23 protein-coding genes are annotated in these 20,560 nt (G+C 71.1%); 17 read left to right on the top strand and 6 right to left on the bottom strand.

Annotated features, from left to right (window positions below; genetic code table 11):
- Window positions 1-139 precede the first annotated feature (139 nt).
- The 16 genes from C6W10_RS00410 to C6W10_RS37075 all read left to right on the top strand — a co-directional run bounded on the left by C6W10_RS00410 (window position 140) and on the right by C6W10_RS37075 (window position 12,392).
- On the top strand, window positions 140-1,255 hold the full coding sequence (locus C6W10_RS00410; protein WP_234361550.1) for an N-acetylmuramoyl-L-alanine amidase: 1,116 nt from the start codon (window positions 140-142) through the stop codon (window positions 1,253-1,255).
- Window positions 1,256-1,293: 38 nt separating this feature from the next.
- Window positions 1,294-1,734 (top strand): DUF2267 domain-containing protein, encoded by a 441-nt coding sequence (locus C6W10_RS00405; protein ID WP_199853817.1) that lies wholly within the window; start codon window positions 1,294-1,296, stop codon window positions 1,732-1,734.
- Between the two features lie 372 nt (window positions 1,735-2,106).
- On the top strand, window positions 2,107-2,757 hold the full coding sequence (locus tag C6W10_RS00400; protein WP_107263528.1) for a CDP-alcohol phosphatidyltransferase family protein: 651 nt from the start codon (window positions 2,107-2,109) through the stop codon (window positions 2,755-2,757).
- Window positions 2,754-3,656: a DUF881 domain-containing protein gene (locus tag C6W10_RS00395; RefSeq protein WP_107255824.1), complete on the top strand. Its 903-nt coding sequence runs from the start codon at window positions 2,754-2,756 to the stop codon at window positions 3,654-3,656. The genes C6W10_RS00400 and C6W10_RS00395 overlap by 4 nt, the downstream gene beginning before the upstream one ends.
- Complete coding sequence (locus tag C6W10_RS00390) at window positions 3,653-3,985, top strand: small basic family protein (protein ID WP_107255823.1); 333 nt, start codon at window positions 3,653-3,655, stop codon at window positions 3,983-3,985. Before C6W10_RS00395 ends, C6W10_RS00390 begins: the two co-directional genes overlap by 4 nt.
- Window positions 3,986-3,996: 11 nt before the next feature.
- Window positions 3,997-5,046, top strand: coding sequence for a DUF881 domain-containing protein (locus tag C6W10_RS00385; RefSeq protein ID WP_107255822.1), 1,050 nt, complete (start codon window positions 3,997-3,999; stop codon window positions 5,044-5,046).
- 69 nt (window positions 5,047-5,115) lie between these two features.
- Entirely contained in the window at window positions 5,116-5,496 is a 381-nt protein-coding gene (gcvH, locus tag C6W10_RS00380; protein ID WP_107255821.1) for a glycine cleavage system protein GcvH, read from the top strand.
- Between the two features lie 214 nt (window positions 5,497-5,710).
- Window positions 5,711-6,163 carry an FHA domain-containing protein gene (locus C6W10_RS00375; RefSeq protein WP_101365931.1) on the top strand — a complete coding sequence of 151 codons (453 nt, stop codon included), beginning with the start codon at window positions 5,711-5,713 and terminating at the stop codon, window positions 6,161-6,163.
- A gap of 152 nt (window positions 6,164-6,315) precedes the next feature.
- Window positions 6,316-7,023 carry a MerR family transcriptional regulator gene (locus C6W10_RS00370; protein WP_107263527.1) on the top strand — a complete coding sequence of 236 codons (708 nt, stop codon included), beginning with the start codon at window positions 6,316-6,318 and terminating at the stop codon, window positions 7,021-7,023.
- Between the two features lie 283 nt (window positions 7,024-7,306).
- Window positions 7,307-7,771 carry a bifunctional nuclease family protein gene (locus C6W10_RS00365; RefSeq protein WP_101365933.1) on the top strand — a complete coding sequence of 155 codons (465 nt, stop codon included), beginning with the start codon at window positions 7,307-7,309 and terminating at the stop codon, window positions 7,769-7,771.
- A 214-nt stretch (window positions 7,772-7,985) separates the two neighbouring features.
- Entirely contained in the window at window positions 7,986-8,624 is a 639-nt protein-coding gene (locus C6W10_RS00360) for a MerR family transcriptional regulator (RefSeq protein ID WP_199853229.1), read from the top strand.
- 191 nt (window positions 8,625-8,815) lie between these two features.
- Complete coding sequence (locus tag C6W10_RS00355) at window positions 8,816-9,457, top strand: vancomycin high temperature exclusion protein (protein WP_369937576.1); 642 nt, start codon at window positions 8,816-8,818, stop codon at window positions 9,455-9,457.
- 276 nt (window positions 9,458-9,733) lie between these two features.
- Window positions 9,734-10,183, top strand: coding sequence for a group 1 truncated hemoglobin (locus C6W10_RS00350; protein ID WP_107266769.1), 450 nt, complete (start codon window positions 9,734-9,736; stop codon window positions 10,181-10,183).
- Window positions 10,184-10,186: 3 nt separating this feature from the next.
- On the top strand, window positions 10,187-11,365 hold the full coding sequence (locus C6W10_RS00345; protein WP_107255817.1) for a globin domain-containing protein: 1,179 nt from the start codon (window positions 10,187-10,189) through the stop codon (window positions 11,363-11,365).
- Window positions 11,362-12,093, top strand: a complete 732-nt coding sequence (locus C6W10_RS00340) for a DivIVA domain-containing protein (protein WP_234359306.1) — start codon at window positions 11,362-11,364, stop codon at window positions 12,091-12,093. The genes C6W10_RS00345 and C6W10_RS00340 overlap by 4 nt, the downstream gene beginning before the upstream one ends.
- Window positions 12,094-12,230: 137 nt before the next feature.
- Complete coding sequence (locus C6W10_RS37075; RefSeq protein ID WP_159104394.1) at window positions 12,231-12,392, top strand: hypothetical protein; 162 nt, start codon at window positions 12,231-12,233, stop codon at window positions 12,390-12,392.
- Window positions 12,393-12,485: 93 nt separating this feature from the next.
- On the opposite strand, the gene mgrA is transcribed toward C6W10_RS37075, so the two are convergent.
- Window positions 12,486-13,481, bottom strand: coding sequence for an L-glyceraldehyde 3-phosphate reductase (gene mgrA, locus C6W10_RS00335; RefSeq protein WP_107255816.1), 996 nt, complete (start codon window positions 13,479-13,481; stop codon window positions 12,486-12,488).
- Between the two features lie 337 nt (window positions 13,482-13,818).
- Here mgrA and C6W10_RS00330 point away from each other — a divergent pair, with 337 nt between their 5' ends.
- The gene (locus tag C6W10_RS00330; RefSeq protein WP_107255815.1) at window positions 13,819-14,454 is read left to right on the top strand and encodes a carbonic anhydrase; all 636 of its coding nucleotides are present in this window, start codon (window positions 13,819-13,821) and stop codon (window positions 14,452-14,454) included.
- Window positions 14,455-14,497: 43 nt separating this feature from the next.
- Here the strand turns inward: C6W10_RS00330 and C6W10_RS00325 are convergent, their stop codons facing one another.
- Genes C6W10_RS00325 through C6W10_RS00305 form a run of 5 tightly spaced genes read right to left on the bottom strand, consistent with a single transcriptional unit; the run spans window position 14,498 to window position 20,335 of the window.
- Window positions 14,498-15,508, bottom strand: coding sequence for an ABC transporter ATP-binding protein (locus C6W10_RS00325; protein ID WP_107255814.1), 1,011 nt, complete (start codon window positions 15,506-15,508; stop codon window positions 14,498-14,500).
- Entirely contained in the window at window positions 15,505-16,749 is a 1,245-nt protein-coding gene (locus C6W10_RS00320; RefSeq protein ID WP_199853816.1) for an ABC transporter ATP-binding protein, read from the bottom strand. Before C6W10_RS00320 ends, C6W10_RS00325 begins: the two co-directional genes overlap by 4 nt.
- Window positions 16,746-17,669 carry an ABC transporter permease gene (locus C6W10_RS00315; RefSeq protein ID WP_107255813.1) on the bottom strand — a complete coding sequence of 308 codons (924 nt, stop codon included), beginning with the start codon at window positions 17,667-17,669 and terminating at the stop codon, window positions 16,746-16,748. The genes C6W10_RS00320 and C6W10_RS00315 overlap by 4 nt, the downstream gene beginning before the upstream one ends.
- Window positions 17,669-18,652 carry an ABC transporter permease gene (locus C6W10_RS00310; protein WP_107255812.1) on the bottom strand — a complete coding sequence of 328 codons (984 nt, stop codon included), beginning with the start codon at window positions 18,650-18,652 and terminating at the stop codon, window positions 17,669-17,671. Before C6W10_RS00310 ends, C6W10_RS00315 begins: the two co-directional genes overlap by 1 nt.
- A gap of 9 nt (window positions 18,653-18,661) precedes the next feature.
- Entirely contained in the window at window positions 18,662-20,335 is a 1,674-nt protein-coding gene (locus tag C6W10_RS00305; RefSeq protein WP_159104393.1) for an ABC transporter substrate-binding protein, read from the bottom strand.
- Between the last annotated feature and the right edge of the window lie 225 nt (window positions 20,336-20,560).

The raw sequence follows: 20,560 nt of genomic DNA, 5'->3' as shown, positions 1-20,560 counted from the left end.
GAATATGCCTATATCCCGGAAGGGATCCGCTCCGGCGGCTCGGCTCTAGCGGCGGACGTCGATCCTCTGATAAAAATTCCTTCAATCTCTCCGGCACTCATCAAGGAAACCTTCAACCCCCGCTTCCCTGGAGGTCCACGTGACCGGCAACCCGCTCTCCCGCCGCGACGTCGTACGCGGCGCGGTCTTCCTCGGCGTCGGCGCCGCGACCGGCGGCCTGTCGAGCATCGGCGCCGCACCGGCGCTGGCCGCGCCCGACGAGGCCACCGCGCTCGCGGTACCCGTCCCCACCATCGCGAGCTGCGCCACCTGGGGCGCCCGGTCGCCGGGCTCGCTCAGCGTGATCTCCTCCTCGCCCGACAAGATCGTCATCCACCACACCGCCGGGTCGAACACCACCAACTACACCCAGGCGGCCGCCTTCGCGATGGCCCGCAGCATCCAGAACTTCCACATGGACGGCAACGGCTGGTCCGACTCCGGGCAGCACTTCACGATCAGCCGGGGCGGCTACATCATGGAGGGCCGGCACAACAGCCTCGCCCGGCTGCGCGCCGGCAGCGGCATGGTGGTCGGCGCGCACTGCCCCGGCCAGAACGACAAGGGCATCGGCATCGAGAACGAGGGCACCTACACCAGTGCCACCCCGACGGCCGCGCTCTACGACAGTCTGGTGCAGTTCTGCGCCTACATCTGCGACCAGTACGGCATCGCCGCGTCCCGGATCTACGGACACCGCGACTACGTCGCCACCGCCTGCCCCGGAAACGTGCTCTACGGCATGCTGCCGCAGCTGCGGGCCGACGTCGCCGACGCGCTCGACGGGGGCAGCACCCCGCCACCGGCCTTCAGCGCCATCGTCGACAACACCACCAGCGGGCGGTTCACCGCCAGCGCCAACTGGCTCACCTCGACGTACTCCGCCGAGCGGTACGGCGCCGACTACCGGTACGCCGACCCGGCCGCGATCAGCGACGTGGCGTACTACAGGGTGAACATCCCGGCCGAGGGGACGTACCGGATCGACGCCTGGTATCCGGGCATCGCGGGCTACAACACCGCCACCCCGTACATCGTGCTGGCCAAGAGCGGCAACCAGACGGTGGTGGTGGACCAGAGCACCGGTGGCGGAAGCTGGCGCTCGCTGGGCACCTTCACGCTGACCGCCGGGGACAAGAACGTGGTGGGGGTGAGCCGGTGGAGCGGTGCCGCCGGATACGTGGTCGCCGACGCCGTACGGGTCACCCGGGTCTGAGCCGGCCGCCCCGATACCCGCCGGAGCGCATCAACGGCGTGCCGGCGGGTATCGGCGTACCGGACGCCGGCTACGGGGGTGGGGGAGTGCGGTACGACGAGTTCGTCGCGAAGGTGCGCGACCGTGGCGAGTACGCCGATCCGGCGGAGGCCGAACGGGTCACCCACCTGGTGCTGGGCATCCTCGCCCAGCGGCTCACCCCGGACGAGGCGGAGGACCTGGCCGCGCAGTTGCCCGGTCCGCTGGCCGCCACCCTGATCTCGGCCGGGCAGGGTGCCGCCGGAGCGTTCGGCGCGCGGGAGTTCCTCGGCCGGGTGGCCACCGGGGCCGGAGCGAGCGCCCGGACCGCCGAGTGGGACGCCAGCGCGGTGCTCTGCACCGTGGCCGAGGCCATCTCCGGCGGCGAACTCAACGACGTGCTGACCCAGCTCCCGTCCGGGTACGCCCCGTTGTTCGGCCGCGCCGGCCTGAGCGGCTGACAGCCCGGCCGGTACCCGCCCCGACCCGTTCGGCACCGCCCGGACCTTTTCCCCCCACCCGATCCGTCGCGCCAGCTCGTGAGCTAGCTTCCTAGGATGACTTACGGGACGTGCCGCCGGTCACACCCAGACGACCGAAAGCGAAAGCACCGGACACGGACCGCCGGAGCAAAATCGGGCCGGATATAGTGGCACGGCAATTGAGCAGCCACGGGAGCCGAAAACGGCGCTGCCGGGGCTACGACAGGTGCCGTCGCTCGTCCGGAATGCGTCAGCTGTTCCCGGGGGAGAGGTCGGTCGGAGCGCGCACCGGTTTCTGGACCGTCCTCCGCCATCGTGCGGACGCTGGACCGTGGCGCGGAGGGAGGTTCGGTGTCGCGTCGGCCGGCGCGGGCGGATGACGCCCAGCCAACCGGTGACGCCGCCGCCGGGCCTGTCGGCTCGACGGGGCGGATCCTCACCGTCCCCAACCTGATCAGTTTCGTGCGGCTGCTCGGTGTGCCGCTCTTCCTCTATCTCTTCCTGGTCGCCGAGGCGGCCGGGGCGGCGGTGGTCGTCCTCGCGGTGGGCGGCCTGAGTGACTGGGTGGACGGCTTCGTCGCCCGGCGACTGCGCCAGGTCAGCCGGCTCGGCGAGCTGCTCGACCCGGTCGCCGACCGGCTCTACATCCTGGCCACCCTGGTCGCGCTGACCGTACGCGACGTGGTGCCGTGGCAGTTCACCGTCGCGCTGCTGGCCCGGGATGTCGTGATGACCGCCAATCTGGGCGTGCTGCGGCTGTACGGCCACCGTCCGCCGCCGGTGCACTATCTGGGCAAGACGGCGACATTCGTACTCCTGGCCGCTTTTCCGGTGCTGCTGCTCGCGGCTACGGTGCCCGGGGCGGCTACCGTCGCCGGGGCGATCGGCTGGGGGCTGGCGCTGTGGGGACTGGGCCTGTACTGGCTGGCCGGCGGGCTCTACCTGATGCAGGCGGTCCGGCTGATCAGGGCGACCCGGTCGGCGCGGGCGGAGGTGGGATGACCGGGCAGGGCAGGCGGACGTACGCGGCCGATTTCCTCACCGAGCTGTTCCAGAACCCGCTCGATCCCGGGTACGCCGACGCGGCCGAACGGCGCCGACGCGGCGCACCGGCGACGGGGTGGCGCCGGTCGACGCCCCGGGCGGTGACCCTGGTGACCCTGGTGGTGCTGGGGCTGCTGCTGGCGATGGCCTACCGCCAGACGGTGGCGGCGGAGCCGAGCCGCAGCAAGGCCCGGGCCGGGCTGGTGGCGCAGATCAAGCAGCGGGAGGCGGAGAACGCCGCGCTGACGGCGCAGGCCGACCGGCTGCGTGCCGAGGTGCTCCGGCAGCGGGACGCCGCGCTCTCCGGCAGTGCGGCGGCGAACCTGCGGAATCTGGAGGCGGCGACCGGACTGGGCCGGGTACGCGGCGACGGTCTGGTGGTGCGGGTCGCGGACGCGCCGGAGGAGGCGGACGCGGTCACGGGTGCCGGTGGGACGAATCTCGGCCGGGTGCTCGACCGGGACCTCCAGGACATCGCGAACGCGTTGTGGAGCGGCGGGGCGGAGGCGGTCTCGATCAACGGGCAGCGGCTGACCGCCACCTCGACGATCCGGGCTGCGGGTGGGGCGATCCTGGTGGATTTCAAGCCGGTGATCGGCCCGTACGAGGTCTCCGCGATCGGTCCCGGTCAGTTGGAGCGGCGGTTCCGGGACAGTGCGGCGGCCCGGTTGCTGGAGAGCGTCTCCGAGGAGCACGGGATGTCGTTCGAGTTCCGTAGGGTCGACGACCTGACTCTGCCGGCGGCGACGGAGCCGCGGCTGCGCTATGCCACGCCCTCGCCGGAGCCCGCGCCGACGCCGTCGGGGTCGTCGGCGGGTGGTGGGGGTTCCCCGAGTCCGCTTGGAGGCGGCCGATGATCGCTGTGCTCGCGTTGCTCGCCGGGGTGTTGCTCGGCGTCTGGTTGGATCCGACGGTTCCGTCGGCGCTCCAGCCTTACCTGCCGATCGCCGTGGTGGCGGCGTTGGACGCGGTGTTCGGCGGGGTGCGGGCGAAGCTCGACGGCATCTTCGACGACAAGCAGTTCGTGATCTCGTTCATCTCGAACGTGCTGGTCGCCGGGATCATCGTCTATCTCGGTGACCAGCTCGGTGTCGGTGGTCAGTTGTCCACGGGTGTCGTGGTGGTGCTCGGTGTCCGGATCTTCGGCAATGTGGCGGCTATTCGCCGGCACCTGTTCCGGGCGTAGGTTCGACGACGATGGCGGGAGCGAGTGAGCGGAACGGTCCGGCCGGCGCTGCGGGCCGGCCGGATGGAGCGTCTGCGGAGCCGGAGCCGGAGCCGGTGCCGGCCGGGGCGTCGGAGGCCGTGACCCGGCCGGCGGATGGTGTGGACCCGGGCGTGGACCGGGGCGTGGTCCCGGTCGACGGCGACCCGACGGTGCGGCTGTCGACGGGTGACGGGGCTGATGGGCGGTCGTCGGCGGAGGACGGCCCCACGGTGCCGTTGCCGGTGGGGGATTCCCCGACGGTGCCGGGGGACGACGAGACGGTGCCGATCGCGGCGGGTGAGCCGGCGGGGGCGGCCGGGCCGGGGTCGGGGGCTCGCCGGTTGTTGCCCAGGCTGACGGCGGCGAACGCAATGATCGGGGTGCTGCTGGCGCTGTTGGGGTTCACCCTGGTGGTGCAGGTGCGGACCAACTCCACGGGCGCGTCGCTGGAGACGACCCGGCAGGAGGACCTGGTGCGGATCCTGTCGGATCTGGAGGCGCAGGAGGAGCGGGTCCGGCAGGACATCGCGACGCTGGAGGAGAGCCAGCGTCAGTTGAACTCCGGTGCCGAGGGGCGGCAGGCGGCGTTGGACGAGGCGACGCGGCGGGCCGACGAGTTGGGGATCCTGGCGGGGACGTTGCCGGCGCGGGGGCCGGGGTTGACGGTCAGTTTCATGCCGGTGAGCAAGCCGATCGCGGCGTCGCGGGTGTTGGACGCGGTGCAGGAGTTGCGGGGTGCGGGGGCCGAGGCGATGCAGATCGCCGGTGGTGACGGCGCCACGGTACGGATCATCGCGTCGACGTACTTCCTCGACGCGAACGGCGGTATCTCGGTGAGTGGACGGCGGTTGACCGGACCGTTCATGATCACGGTGATCGGTGATCCGAAGACGATGCAAACCGCACTGAACATCCCGGGCGGGGTGGTGGCATCGGTCAGCGGGGACGGCGGTAACGTGGCGATCCAGGAGCGGGAGGTGGTCGACGTGACGGCCCTCAGCCCGCCGAAGGATCTGCAACATGCGCGTCCGGTCTCCTGACCGGGGGCGGTCGGGGCGGCGACTCGGCGTCCCGGTTTTTGGCTGGTGCGACGAAGAAGGACGCGTCTGGTGATTCCTGAGGACCTGCGGTACACCGCCGAGCACGAGTGGGTGGCTGGCGACGGCAGCGGACCGGTGCGGGTGGGCATCACCCACTTCGCGCAGGACGCGCTGGGCGACATCGTGTATGTCCAGCTTCCCGACGAGGGTGCGACGGTGCAGGCCGGCGAATCGTTCGGCGAGGTGGAGTCGACCAAGAGTGTCTCGGAGATCTACGCGCCGTTGACCGGCACGGTGGTGGCGCGCAACGAGCAGCTCACGGATACTCCCGAGGTGATCAACACCGACCCGTACGGTGCGGGTTGGCTGGTCGAGATGGTGCCTGGTGACGCGTCGGCGGTTTCGGGTCTGCTGACCGCCGAGGCTTATCGGGAGCTGACCGAGAGCTGATCGTGGTGACGCCGTCGCGTGGTTGTGTCCGCGCGTCTGGTTGCCCTGTATTTCGGCGCTGGCTAGGCTCGCCCAGTCGACCGAGAACCAATAGTTGCGCGTTGCGGAATTGCCTTCCCGGGCACGGGGGAGCCAGCCGCTGGGCCTCGATGGCGCCCGGCGGCCAGACCCGTAACACCCGACGCCGACCGAACAGATCCGTGAGGTGGTCCCAATGACGCGCCCAGACGACGAGTTCCCCCCACTCGACGTCACATCGACGCTGAACCTCGGTTCTCTCGACGAGATGTTGGAGGGGCCCGAGACCGACGTCGTTCCGAGTCGGATGTCAGGTTCGCTGCCTCCGGGCATGGCGTTGCTGGTGGTTCGGCGTGGTCCGAATGCCGGCGCCCGGTTCCTGCTGGACCACGATGTGACGACGAGTGGCCGGCACCCCGACAGTGACATTTTCCTGGACGACGTCACGGTGTCCCGCCGGCACGCCGAGTTCCACCGGGATGGTGGCACGTTCACCGTCCGGGACGTGGGCAGCCTGAACGGGACGTACGTGAACCGGGAGCGGGTCGAGGCAGCGACGCTGAGCAATGGTGACGAGGTGCAGGTCGGGAAGTTCCGGCTGGTCTTCATCGCCGGTCCGCGTCCGGAGGAGGGGGCCGTCCGGGGGTGAGCGATCGTGCGGCGGCGGCTGTTCCCGGGCCGGGGGCGGCCGCTCGGGGCCAGCCACCGAATCTTTTTCCACCTGAACCGCGCGGCGCGCGCCCTCCGGCTTCCACCCGTGGTCACGACGGACCGCAGGGGGAGGTGCAGCAGGGCCCGCTGATGAGTATCGGTGAGGTGCTGGCGCAGCTTCGGGTCGAGTTTCCCGACACGACCATCTCCAAGCTGCGTTTCCTTGAGTCCGAGGGTCTGGTCGAGCCGCAACGCACTCCGGCGGGCTACCGCAAGTACAGCTGGGACGACGTGGCGCGGCTGCGGTTCGTGTTGACGGCTCAGCGTGACCAGTACCTGCCGTTGCGGGTGATCCGGGAGCAGCTCGCGGAGGCGGATCGGGACGGGTTGCCGGGGTCGGAGCGGCATCGGCCGTCGCTGGTGGCGGTGGGGCCGGACGGTGAGGTGCCGGGGCGGGAGTTGGCCGCGCCGGTCGGTGAGTCGTCGGAGACCCGGCTGGACCGGACGGAGTTGTTGTCCCGTAGTGGGCTGGCTGAGGCGTTGTTGGCCGAGTTGGAGCGGATGGGTCTGGTGGTGTCGCAGCCGCCCGGCTGGTATGACGCGGACGCGCTGGTGATCGCGCAGGCGGTGGCGGGGTTGGCGGCGTACGGGCTGGAGCCGAGGCATCTGCGGGGTTACCGGACGGCGGCGGATCGCGAGGTGGGGTTGTTCGCCCAGTTGGTGGCGCCGTTGGCTCGGCAGAATGATCCGGCGGCGCGGGCTCGGGCGGCGGAGGCGGCGCGGGAGCTGGTGGGGCTGTCGCAGCGGCTGCATGCGGCGCTGGTCCGGGTGGGGCTGCGCGGGACGTTGGGCCGGTGACGGGCGGGGCGGTGGTTGTGCCGTCCCGGGGTGGTTGTCGGGCCGGGGGTGGTGGCTGGTGTGGGCTGGCGCACTCGGCCGGCGGGAAAGATCTGCGGCGGCGGGCGTGGCGTACGCTTCCCGGGGTAACCCGTGCGGTGCGGTGGTTGCCGGGCGCGCGGGTGGGGCGGTGTTATCCGAGCCCGTGTACCGTGCAGGGAAGGGGCATACCGGCTCCGGCGGCGGGTAGCATCGGCCGCCGCAGGACGGTGGTGGGGACGACGACAACGACACGGAGGCGGCGGTGCGCGAGCTGAGCGTGGTCGGGGTTCGGGTGGAGCTGCCCACCAACCAGCCGATCGTCCTGCTCAGAGAGGTCGAGGGCGACCGTTATCTGCCGATCTGGATCGGGGCGGTGGAGGCTACCGCGATCGCCTACGAGCAGCAGGGGGTCAAGCCGGCCCGTCCGCTGACCCACGACCTGCTGCGGGACATTCTCGCCGCGTTGCAGGCGCCGCTGCGGGCGGTGGAGATCGTGGAGTTGAAGGAGAACGTCTTCTACGCCGATCTGCTGATCGGGGATGGTTTGCGGGTGTCGGCCCGGCCGTCGGACTCGATCGCGTTGGCGTTGCGGGTGGGTGCGCCGATCCGTTGTGCGGAGCAGGTGCTCACCGAGGCCGGGATCATCATTCCGGACGAGCAGGAGGACGAGGTGGAGAAGTTCCGGGAGTTCCTGGAGCAGGTCCGCCCGGAGGACTTCGCCGGCTGATCGCGGGCTCGGCGGCGGCTGTCGGGTCGCCGGTGGTGGGCTGGTGCCGGGGTAACGATCGATTGGCCGTGGGGTAACCCTGCGGTGATCCCCGTGTGCGGCGTGTCGCGGCATTTCCTGCGGGGGAAGCCTCCAGCCGGGCTATAGGGTTGGCCTGTCGAGGGGTGCACGTCCCGGAAACGACGTGTCACCGCACGGGCGGGGAGGTTGTCCGATGCATGAGCCACAGGACCCTGATCCGGGTAGGTCGAATCCTCAGGGTTTGGATCAGCGGCACGTCGACGGGTCTCGTCGGGTGGCGGAGGACGACCCGGTGGCCGGGTCGTCGGTGGAGGACGGCTCGGTCGGCTATCGGGGTGTGACGGCGTGCCACGCTGTCGGGATCAGTTACCGGCAGTTGGACTACTGGGCGCGTACGGCGCTGGTGGTGCCGAGTGTGCGGGACGCCTCGGGGTCGGGGACGCAGCGGCTCTACTCGTTCCGGGACCTGGTGGTGCTGAAGGTGGTCAAGCGGCTGCTGGACGCGGGGGTCTCGTTGCAGAACATCCGGCGGGCGATCGACGCGCTGCGGTCGCGTGGGGTGGCGGATCTGGCCGGCATCACGCTGATCTCGGACGGGACGACGGTTTACGAGTGTCGGTCTCCGGAGGAGGTCGTCGACCTGTTGCAGGGTGGGCAGGGGGTGTTCGGGATCGCCATCGGTGGGGCGTTCAAGGAGGTCCAGGGCTCGCTGTCGCATCTGCCGGCGGAGCCGGCCGGGGAGACGCCGTTGGCGGGGGAGTCGCCGGAGTCGTCGGCCACGGCGGCCGGTGACGAGTTGGCGGCGCGCCGGGCCCGGCGCCGCGCGGGCTGACGTCGCGCGCCGGGAGGCGCGTCGGGGCCGGGGTGTCGAGGTGTACCGGTCCGGGGTCGCCGCCGCCGGCCCGTCTTGATCATTATCGCATAATTGGCGGTATGCCGTCTGCTTCGTCGCCCGGTGCTGCGGCCGGGTCGTCCGGTTCCGACCGTCGGCGTCGGTTCGCCGGCCGTCGTTGGCGTCGGCTGGTGGTGTCCGGGGTCCTGGTCGTGTCGCTGCTGTTGCCGGTGTCGGTGGTCGGCAGTGTGGTCTGGGTGCGGCAGTCGGCGCGGGAGCACGTGTATCAGCCAGCCGAGGTTCCGGCGGCGCCGGTGGCGCTGGTGCTGGGTGCCCGGGTGGATCCGGACGGTACTCCGGCGCCGTTCCTGGCCGCTCGGCTGGAGTTGGCGAGGGAGTTGCTCCGGGCGGGCAAGGTCCGGGCGGTTCTGGTCTCCGGGGACCATCGGAGTTCGGCGTACGACGAGCCGGGTGCGATGAGTCGCTGGTTGGTGGAGCGGGGTGTGCCGGCCCGGCTGGTGGTGCAGGACCATGCGGGGTTCGACACCTACGACTCGTGTTCGCGGGCTCGGCGGATCTTCGGTGTCGATCGGGCCATTGTGGTCACCCAGAGCTTCCACATCGAGCGGGCGGTCACGGTGTGTCGGCGGGTCGGCCTGGACGCGGTCGGTGTCGGTGACGATTCGGTACGCCGGTTCGAGCGGGCCTGGCGGTGGGGCGGGTTTCGGGAACACTTCGCGGCGGTGAAGGCGGTCTACGACGTGGTGAGCGGGCGGGATCCGGTGTTTCTGGGGCCGGTCGAGCCGGGGGTACGGGACGCGCTCGCCGGTTGACGCAGGCCCGATGCCGGCGGTGTGGTCGTCGCTGACGGTGACCGGGGTGGCCGGAGCGGCGTCCGATGGGGATGATGGTCCGGATCGGATCGAGCCCGATGATTGCCGAGCCGGTTGGGTATGGATGACACCGATTCGGGTTGGATGACACAGAACGGGTGGGCGCGGTAGTGTCCCCACCCAGTGTCACCCGTCGGCCATCCGCCCGCCGGGTCGGCACTGTCGGTGCTACGCCCCCACTCGCCGCGCGATCCCCGTCGCGCCGGAAGGAAGACCGTGACGGATCCACAAGACAGCGCCGTGCCATCCCCCGCGGACGGCGCCCCGACCAACGGTAACGGTTCGGCTGCCCGCCCCTCGCACTACGAGCGGATCGGCGGGGCGGAGTCGGTCAAGGCGGCCGTGCGGCTGTTCTACGACCGGGTGCTCGCCGACCCGGAACTGGTCGGCTACTTCACCTCGGTGAACATGGAGGAGCAGCGGCGGCACATGGTGCTGATGCTGACCGTGGTGCTCGGCGGGCCGAACAACTACGCCGGCCGGGACCTGGCCGAGGCGCACCAGCCGCTGAACATTCCGGAGGAGCACTACGCCCGGGTCGGTGCGCACCTGGTCGACACCCTGACCGGTCTCGGTGTGCCGGACGACATCCTGGACGACGTACGGGCGACGCTGGGTTCGGTGCGCGACCAGGTGGTGTCGAGCGGCACCTCCGCGGGCGTCTGACCCGTGGACATCGCTCGTCTCAAGCAGAGTTGGCACCTGGTCGCCGGGCACGGCGACCAGGTGCCGCTCTACTTCTATTCGACCCTGTTCCTCGCCCATCCCGACATCCGGCAGATGTTCCCGACGAACATGGCCGGACAGCGGGACCGGCTGGTCACCGCGCTCGGTCACGTCGTGTCGAATGTGGACCAGGTGGACCAGCTCGTCGGTTTCCTGCACTCGCTCGGCGCCGACCACCGCAAGTTCGCGGTCCGGCCGGAGCACTATCCGGCGGTCGGTGAGGCGCTGCTGGCCACGCTGGCGCATTTCCTCGGCGAGCACTGGACCGAGGATCTGGCCCAGGACTGGACGGCGGCGTACGGGCTGGTCTCGAAGGTGATGATCGACGGTGCGACGACGGCGGAGAATGTCAGCCCGCCGTGGTGGGTCGGTGAGGTCGTCGCGCACGAGCCGCGGACGTTCGACATCGCGGTGTTGACGCTGCGGCCGCAGTACCTGCTGCCGTTCGAGGCGGGTCAGTCGATCGGGGTGTCGAGTCCGGCGACCCGGGCGTGGCGCTACTACTCGCCGGGGAACGCACCGCGCAGCGACGGCACGATCGAGTTGCACGTGCGGGCGGCGCCGGGTGGGGCGGTGAGTTCCCGGCTGGTGTATGCGACCAGCGTCGGTGACCAGGTGCATCTGGCGGCGCCGGTGGGGGAGCGGCTGACGTTGCGCCAGGCGTCCGGCGGTGGTGACCTGCTGCTGCTGGCCAACGGTACCGGTTGGGCGCCGTTGAAGGCGCTGGTGGAGCAGGTGGCGGCGACCGGCGGGGGCCGGCGGGTCGACGCCTACGTCGGTGCCCGGTCCCGTACCGAGTTCTACGACGTCGACGCGACCGAGAAGCTGGTGGCGTCGTGCCCATGGTTGCGGGTGACGTACGTGGTCAATGCCGACCCGTCCCGGCCCGGAGAGTTCGTCCAGGTGGTGGACCGCGCCCTCGCCGACGGCGACTGGCGCAACCGGCACGTCTTCGTCTGCGGGTCCGATCCGATGGTGTCGGGTGCGGTCAACGCTTTGGCGCAGGCGGGTTACCACGCCGGGCAACTGCACTACGAGGCGTTGGGCGGGCAGTGGTATTCGCCCGGGCGGCGGATCGGTGACGTGCAGGAGCAGCGGCCGGCAGACGGAGGTACGCAGTGAGCGCCAGCCCGATCAGCGAGTACGACCGCGCCACGGCGGTGTCGGGTCCCAGTCCCCGGGTGCGGATCACCGCGGACCGGGTCCGGCGGTGGGAGTTCAGCACGTCGTCGTTCACCCGGCGCGGTTTCGACGAGCGGGACGTCGACCGGTTCCGGCATCAGGTGGCCGACGAGTTGGACCTGTTGGCGACCCAGGTGGCGGATCTGCGGGCGGAGAACCAGCGGCTGCACGACCATGTGGAGCTGCACCGGCACGGGGTGTTGCCGAGTGCCGACAACCGGCCGCAGTTGCCGGGGGCGAAGGAGGTCAACCTGCTCTCGGCGGCGCAGCGGGAGGCCGAGCAGATCATCGCCCAGGCGCACGACTACGCCCGCCGGGTCGCCGAGTACGCCCGGGTGCAGTACGAGAACTATCTGCGGGCGGCGGCCGAGGATGCCCGGAACGAGGCGGAGCGGGCGGTGCAGGAGTACCGGGCGTCGGCCGGGTCGAGTTTCGACGACACGGTCGCGACCCGGGAGGCGCTGCGGATCTTCGGCGAGATGATGATTTCGCACATGCAGGCGGCGGCCCGGCATCTCGACGACGGCAGTGAGCATCTGGCCCGGACCATGGACCGGATCGTCCGGGAGGCAGGTGCGGGGATCGGCGCCACGACGCCGCCGGGTGTCGTCCGGCCGGCTCTGTCGCCGCGTCCGGAGCAGCAGCAACAGCCGCCACGGCAGATGTGAGGGTGTCGGGCCGGGCCCAGTCCGTCGGTGTGGCCGGGTTGGCTGGGCCTGGATCTCCGTGCCGGTACCGCCGCTCCGACGGCTGGCACCCGTCCGAGGGCTGGCACCCGGGCGGATGCGCGCCCCGGACCCGGTCGATGATCTGGTTGCGGAACCAGTCGATGCGGATGCTGGGTCATTGGCCGATGCGCCACATCCTCGCCCGGCAGTTCCAGAAGGCGGACGCCATCACGCTGGCCGACTACGCCACCGCCTCGCCCCCCCGGCCCAGCGGCGCCCCGCACGGACGGCTCGGGTAGCCGCCCGCCGGGACGTGCCGGGCCGGGAGGACCGGTGTCACGCTTCGCCGTCGTCCCGGTCCGGCTTCCGTCGTCGCGGTCCGAGCCGTGCGGTCAGTCGACGGTCAGGTGGCCGCCGATCTCGGCGAGTTCGCTGTCGGTGAGGGTCAGGTTCTCCAGCGCGGCCACGTTCGTCTCAAGCTGCGCGACGCTGCTCGCTCCGATGATCAGGCTGGTCATCCGGGGGTCCCGCAGTGCCCAGGCGAGCGCGAGCTGGGCCAGGGACTGGTCGCGCCGCTGCGCGATGGCGTGCAGCGCCCGTACGGTCGCCATGGTCGTCTCGTCGAGGTCGCTCTCGTTGAGGAAGACGCTGGTGCGGATCCGTGAGTCGGCCGGGATGCCGTCCAGGTAGCGGTCGGTCAGCACGCCCTGGGCGAGCGGGCTGTAGGCGATGCAGCCGGCGCCGGCCTCTTCGAGGGTGTCGAGCAGCCGGTCCGCCTCGATCCACCGGTTGAGCATCGAGTACGACGGCTGCGAGATCAGCAGCGGCGTACCGAGTCGTTGCAGGATCGCGGCGGCCTGCCGGGTCTGCTCCGAGGTGTAGTTCGACAGTCCGACGTAGAGGGCCTTGCCGGCCCGGACGACCGCGTCCAGCGCCGCCATCGTCTCTTCCAGCGGGGTGTCCGGGTCGGGCCGGTGGTGGTAGAAGATGTCGACGTAGTCGAGGCCCATCCGGCGCAGCGACTGGTCCAGCGACGAGACCAGGTACTTGCGGGAGCCCCACTCGCCGTACGGGCCGGGCCACATGTAGTAGCCGGCCTTGGTGGAGATGACCAGCTCGTCGCGGTACGGGGCGAGGTCGGCGGCGAGGGTACGACCGAAGTTCTCCTCGGCGGAGCCGGCCGGCGGGCCGTAGTTGTTGGCCAGGTCGAAGTGGGTGACTCCGAGATCGAACGCCCGGCGGCAGATCTCCCGCTGCTGCTGCCACGGCCGTTCGTCGCCGAAGTTGTGCCAGAGGCCGAGCGAGATGGCGGGCAGTCGCAGGCCGCTGCGGCCGGCCCTGCGGTAGGTCATCGAGTCGTAGCGGTCGTCCGCGGCAAGGTAGGTCACCCTCGCCACCCTATTGAACCTGGTTCGGCCCGGGCCGCCCGGAGGGTCGGGTCCGCCGCTCCGCCGCCGCCGCGTCGGACCTCGGGAGGAGGGTCGTTGCGGGGTTCGTCGATCCGGTCCGGCCGCGTGGCGGCCGGCCGGCGCGGGCGGCGGGCCGTAGCCTGTTCGGGTGCGGGTTTCCCGGTCGGACGCCGGCCGGTGTTCCGTCGATCACGGTCGGCCCGGGTCCGGGCTGCCGGAGCGGACGTTCCGTGATATCTGATCGGTACGCATCAGGTCGCCGAAGGCGTCGACCTCGCCTCACCACCGGAAGGTGGTGACGTCGAAAGGGAATGTCATGGCATACCTGGACCATCGGCCGGCCACTCCCACCGAGGCGCTCGACGAGCTGCTCGCCGGCAACGAGCGGTTCGTCGCCGGTACCCGGATCCACCCGCACCAGGACGCCGAGCACCGGGCGGTGGTCGCGGCGGCGCAGCGGCCGTTCGCGGTGGTCTTCGGCTGCTCCGACTCCCGACTCGCCGCCGAGATCATCTTCGATCGGGGCCTCGGTGATCTGTTCGTGGTCCGCACCGCCGGGCACATCGTCGGCCCGGAGGTGACCGCCAGCATCGAGTACGGCGTGGTGGTGCTCGGGGCGCCGCTGGTCGTCGTCCTCGGCCACGACACCTGCGGGGCGATCCAGGCCACCCGGGCGGCCCTGGACGGTGCCCGGCTACCCGGCCGGGACCTGGGCGCCATCGTCGAGCGGGTCACCCCGAGCATCGAGGCCGCCCAGGCGCGGCAGGTCAGCGACGACGCCGGAATCGCCGCGATACACACCCGGCACACCATCGAGACGATCACCGGGCCGGGTACCGAACTCGCCGACGCGGTCGCCGCCGGCCGGTGCGACGTCGTCGGGATGTTCTACAAGCTGGCCGACGGCCGGGTGTCGCTGACGGTGCCGGGCGCGGCCCCGACCGCCGGCTAGGGCCGACCCGTCGGCGGGCCGTGTCCGGGGCCCTGACCGGCGGCTACGGCTGCCCGGCCGACCCGTCGGCGGGGCGGGGCCCGCCGTTGTCGGGCCGGTGCAGCCAGCACCGGGCCAGGTGAGCGGCGCCGACCGGGAACTCCGGCACCTCGGTGCGGCAGACCTCCATCGCCGCCGGGCAGCGGTCCCGGAACAGGCAGCCGCCGCTGTCGGTCGCCGTCTGCTGCCCGCCGCGCAGTGCCCGCATCCCGCCCGGCGCGGCGGTACGCGGGCGGCCCGGGTCCGGCGCCGCCGACGCCAGCAGTTGGGTGTACGGGTGCGCGGGGCGCAGGATCACCTCGTCGCTCGGGCCGGACTCGACCACCTGGCCCCGGTACAACACCATGATCGAGGAGGCGAAGTAGCGGGCGGTGGCGAGGTCGTGGGTGACGTACAGCACGGCCAGTTCCTCCTCCCGCTTGAGCCGGTCGATCAGGTTGAGGATCTCCAGCCGGATCGACACGTCGAGCATCGACACCGGCTCGTCGGCGAGCAGGATCCGGGGCCGGGGTGCCAGGGCGCGGGCGATCGCGACCCGCTGCCGCTGCCCGCCGGAGAGTTCGTGCGGAAGCCGGCGGGCGACCTGGTCGGCGGGGGTGAGGTTGACCCGGGTCAGCAGGTCGTGCACGGCCGCCCGGACGTCGTCGGCGGAGCGGGCGACCCCGTGCAGCCGCAGCGGCCGCCGCAGGTGGTATTCGACGGTGTGTGCCGGGTTCAGTGACCCGAACGGGTCCTGGAACACCATCTGCACGTCCCGGCGGTAGCGGCGGACCGCCCGGTGACCGGCCGCCACCGGGGTGCCGTCGAGGCGGATCTCGCCGGCGGTCGGCGGGGTGAGCCGGACCAGCATCCGGGCGATCGTCGACTTGCCGCTGCCGCTCTCGCCGACCAGCGCCACCGTCTGCCCGGAGCGCAGTTCGAAGGAGACGTCGTCGACGGCCCGCAGGGTGCGGCGGCGCCGCCCGTCCCGCAGCGGGAAGTGTTTGCTCAGGTGGCTGACCGTCAGCGTGGTCATCGGTCGCCACCTCCGGCGGAACCGTTCCCGACCGGCGGCGGGTCGACGCCCGGCCCGGTCGGCGGGTCGGCGCCCGGCCCGGTCGGTGGTGGCGGCGGCGGGTCGGTGCGGCGGGGCTCCGGTGCCGGTCCGGGGGCCGGTGTCGGGTCGGGCGGTCCGGGGGCCGGTGTCGGGTCGGCGGGATGGAACCGGCCGGCCCGCAGCCCGGCCGGTGGTCCGTCGGGGCGCAGCGCCGGGTCGTGGTGCAGGCAGGCGGCCCGGGTACTGCCGGCGGTCAGCAGCGGCGGGTCGATCCGGTGGCAGGCGTCGAAGGCGTACGGGCAGCGGGCGGTGAACGCGCAGCCGGTGATCGGCCGGGACAGGTCCGGCGGGCTGCCCGGGATACCGTGCAGCACGGTCCGCTCCCCGCGCAGGCTGGGAAAGGAGCGCAGCAGTCCGACCGTGTACGGGTGCCCCGGCGCGGCGTGCAGGTCGGCGGCGCGGCCGTACTCGACGATCCGGCCGCCGTACATCACGGCGAGCCGGTCGCTGATCTCCAGCAGCAGGGAGAGGTCGTGGGTGATGAAGACGACCGCGAAGCCGAACCGGGCCCGGAGCCGGTCGATCTCGGTCAGGATGTCGCGCTGCACCACCACGTCGAGCGCGGTGGTCGGCTCGTCCATCACCACCACGTCCGGGCGCAGCGCCATCGCCATCGCGATCAGTACCCGCTGGCGCATCCCGCCGGAGAGTTCGTGCGGGTACGCCGAGAGCCGTTCCGGGCCGATCCCGACCAGGTCGAGCAGTTCCCGGCAGCGTTGTTCCCGCTCGGCGCGGCGTAGTTCGGGGCGGTGCGCGGTGAAGACGTCGGCGAGCTGGCGGCGTACCGACAGCACCGGGTTGAGGGCGTTCATCGCCCCCTGGAACACCATCGCGACCCGGTTCCAGCGGAACCGGCGCAGCGCCTCCCCGTGCAGTGTCGACAGGTCGACCGGCGGGCCGTCGGTGGGGTGGAAGAAGACCTCGCCGGAGGTGACCCGGCCGGGCGGCTTGAGTAGCCGGGTGATGGCGTAGGCGAGGGTGGACTTGCCGCAGCCGCTCTCGCCGGCGATGCCGAGGACCTCGCCGCGACCCAGGTCGAAGCTGACGTCGCGGACCGCCCGGACCGGGTCGGCGCCGTCGTAGACGACGCTGAGGTCGCGGACCGACAGCACCACGTCGGTGCCGGTGACCGCCGGTGGGGGTGTGGTGTCGAGGGTCATGCCGGTCCGGTCCGTCGGGGGCGGCGGGGGACCCGCAGCCTCGGGTTGATCAGCTCGTCGAGGCTGAAGTTGATCAGTGCGAGTCCGGCGCCGACCAGCGCGATGCAGAGCCCGGGCGGGACGAACCACCACCAGGCGCCCTGGGAGAGCGCCTGCGAGTTCTGCGCGAAGTAGAGCATCGTGCCCCAGGAGCCGGCGCCGCCGAGGCCGAGGAAGGCGAGCGCGGCCTCGGTGAGGATGCCGCCGATGACGGCGAAGACGAACTGGGCGGCGATCAGCGGCAGCAGGTTCGGCAGGATCTCGAAGGTGACGATCCGCCAGCCGGGTTCGCCGCTGACCCGGGCGGCGTCGACGTAGTCGCGGGAGCGCAGCGACAGGGTCTGTGCCCGCAGTACCCGGGCGGAGCCGGCCCAGGCGGTGAACGAGACGATCAACGCGATCGCCAGGGCGCCCCGGGTCTGCACGTAGTCGGTGATCAGGACGACCAGCGGCAGGCCGGGCAGTACCAGGAAGACGTTGCTGACCAGCGAGAGGCTCTCGTCGGTGTGTCCGCCGGCGTAGCCGCCGAGGACGCCGACCAGCACCGACACGACGGTGGCGAGCAGCCCGACGACCAGGCCGACCAGCATCGAGCCCCGGGTGGCGGCGACGAGTTGCCGGAACACGTCCTGGCCGGTGGTGGTGGTGCCGAGCAGGTGTTCGGCCGACGGGGCGAGCAGCCGGTCGTCGCTGACCTGGTTCGGGTCGTCGACCAGCAGCGGGCCGAGCACGGCGACCAGGGCGAAGAAGCCGACGATGGCCAGTCCGGCGGCGAGCTTGCGGGAGCGCAGCAGGCCGCGCCAGCGGGGCCGGCGGGTCGGCACCACGACGCCGGGTACGACCTCGCCGGTCACGTCGCGCTGGGTCTCGATGGTCGCCATCAGCCGGCCTGCCGGGTACGGGGGTCGATCACCGCGTAGAGCAGGTCGACGACGAAGTTGGCGCCGAGCACGGCCAGCGAGATGACCAGGAAGATGCCCTGCAACAGTGGGTAGTCGGCGTTGGCGACGGCGGCAACCAGGGTCATCCCGACGCCGGGATAGGAGAAGACGATCTCGGTGGCGATGGAGCCGCTGACCACGAAGCCGAGGGTGATGGCGAACCCGGCGACGCTGGGCAGTACGGCGTTGCGCGCCGCGTACTGGATCATGATGCGGCGCGGGCGGAGCCCCTTGGCCTCGGCGGTCAGCACGTAGTCCTCGGCCATCGTCGAGACCATCATGTTGCGCATCCCGAGCAGCCAGCCGGCGACCGAGGCGAGCACGATCGAGGCGGCCGGCAGCACGGCGTGGTAGATCGCGCTGCGCAGGAACGGCCAGTTGAAGCCGATGGTGGTCTCGTAGCTGTAGCCGCTGTTCAGCGGAAACCAGCCGAGGATCCCGCCGAGCAGGTAGAGCAGCACCAGGGCGAGCCAGAAGTACGGGATGGCGGCCAGGAAGGTGGTGGTCGGCACCAGCGCGTCCAGCCAGGTGCCGCGCCGCCAGCCGGCGAGCATGCCGAGGGTGATCCCGAGCAGCACGCTGAGTACGGTGGCGACGCCGACCATCACCACCGTCCACGGCAGGCTCTGGCTGAGCACCTTCGACACCGGGGTCGGGTAGTAGCTGACCGAGAGCCCGAACTCGCCGCGCAGCAGGTTGCCGAGATAGCCGAGGTACTGCTGCCACAGCGGGTCGTCGGTGACCCCGAACTGCAACTCCAGGGCGCGGCGGGCGTCCGGCGACATCGGGGTCATGTTCTGGGTCTTGGCCAGTACGGCGTCGACCGGATTGCCCTTGATCAGCCGGGGGATGAGGAAGTTGAGGGTCACCGCGGCCCAGACCGCGACCAGGTAGAACAGCGCCTTGCGCCGCAGGTAGCGCATCGGGGCGGCTCAGCCGGCCGGGGTGAGGTTCTTGGCCACGATCCCCATGTCCGGCCCGTTGTACGGGGTGGTCAGCGCGTAGTGGTTCTCCTCGGTGGGGAAGTTGCCGAGGTTCTCGGTGCGGTACTCGATCAGCGAGGCGGACTGCTGGAGCGGGATGTACGGCAGCTCCTCGACGATCACATCCTGGATCTTGAAGAGTTGTTCCCTGATCGCGTCGCGCTGGTCCGGCGGGGTGTTCTCCATCGCTAGCAGTGCCGCGTCGACGGCGGCGTTGCGGAAGCGGCCGTAGTTGGAGCCGGCCTGCTGGCCCAGCGGCGCGGTCCGCTTGCTGGAGAACGCCCGGCTGTACCAGGAGTACGCGGTGCCCTCGCTGTAGAGGTTCGTGATGATCATCTCGAAGTCGCCGGTCTGCTGGTCGGTGGAGAAGGCGGTGAAGGAGACCTCCTGGGTCTTCATCTCGATCCCGACCGACTTCAGCGACTGGGTCATGATCTGGAGCGCGGAGATGTAGTCGTTGTAGCCCTGCACGACCTTGACCGTGAAGGAGAGCCGCCGGCCGGCCTTGGCGTAGATCCCGTCGGCGCCCTTGGCCCAGCCGTCGGCCTGGAGGGTCTGCTCGGCCCGGGCCGGGTCGAACTCCAGCTTCCGGTCCTTGTATTCCGGCTTGATGTAGTCGTCCCAGAGCGGCCGGGGCAGCTGGGCCGGGCTGGCCTCCTTGCCGTAGCCGGAGAAGGCCAGCCGGATGATCTGGTCGCGGTCCAGGGCCAGGCTGATCGCCTTGCGGACGGCGGCGCTGTCGAACGGTGCCCGGTCCAGGTTCGGGATCAGGTTGGTCAGGTAGAGCTGCGACTCGTTGATGTACTTGTTGTGCTTCGGGTCCTTGCTGACGTACTGCTTCTCGATGTCGGCGATGAACGATCCGGCCCAGTCGAGCTGCCCGGCGGCGAGCGCCGCGATCGCGCTGTCGGCGCTGGCGAACTGCTGGAACCGCATCCCCTTGATCTTCGGCTTGCCGGTCTCCCAGTAGTTGGGGTTGCGCTCGAAGACGTAGTTCTGCTGGCTGAACGAGGCGAGCATGAACGCCCCGGTGCCGACCGGCTTCTCGTTGGTGAAGGCGGACGGGTCGGCGATGGTCGACCAGATGTGCTTCGGCACGATCCAGGTCCGGCCGGCGATCAGGTTGAGCCGGGTGTAGACGCCCTGGCTGAACGTGACCGAGACGTGCGTGGGGTCGGTGGCGACCGCCTCGACGATCGGCAGGCCGTTCTGGTTGAGTTTCGGGTTGTCCCGGATCAGGTTGAAGGTGAAGGCGACGTCCTCGGCCGAGAAGGGCTTCCCGTCGGTCCACTTCACCCCCTCCCGGATGGTCAGGTTCAGCCGCCGCCCGTCGTCGGCGAACTCGTAGGCGGTGGCGAGCTGCGGCTGCACGTCGTCGGCCCGGGCGGCGTTGAAATAGAGCAGCGACTCGTAGAGCACGCTCATCGTGCCGGCGACGCTGTTCTGGGAGAACGGGTTGAAGTTCGGTACGAACCCGGCGTTCGTCCCCGAGAGGACGTTGATGATCTTGCCCTCGGCGTCGGCGGACGAGTCACCGTCGTCACCGCAGCCGGCGGTCACACCGACGGCCAGCGTCGCCGTGGCCAGCGTGGCGAGCAGCCGGCGGGCGAGGGTACGGCGCATCGTTGCCTCCCGGTTCGGGGATTTCGCCACGGGTCGCCACCAGGGGTCCCGGGCAGGTGAGATCGATGACAACACCGAACCGGTTCACAGTCAATAGACGGAAAGCGATTTCCGCCGCCGCCACCCACCGGGCCCGGCACGTACGACGTGACCGGGAAGCGGGGCCGGGACGGGCCGGTCCGGTGGCACTTAACCGGTTCTGCCCTCCCTGCCGGACGGGACGGG

It is taken from the genome of Plantactinospora sp. BB1 (genome assembly GCF_003030385.1).
GTDB lineage: Bacteria > Actinomycetota > Actinomycetes > Mycobacteriales > Micromonosporaceae > Plantactinospora.
Note: the sequence above shows the minus strand (reverse complement) of the source record. Positions and strands in the feature narration are given on the sequence as shown.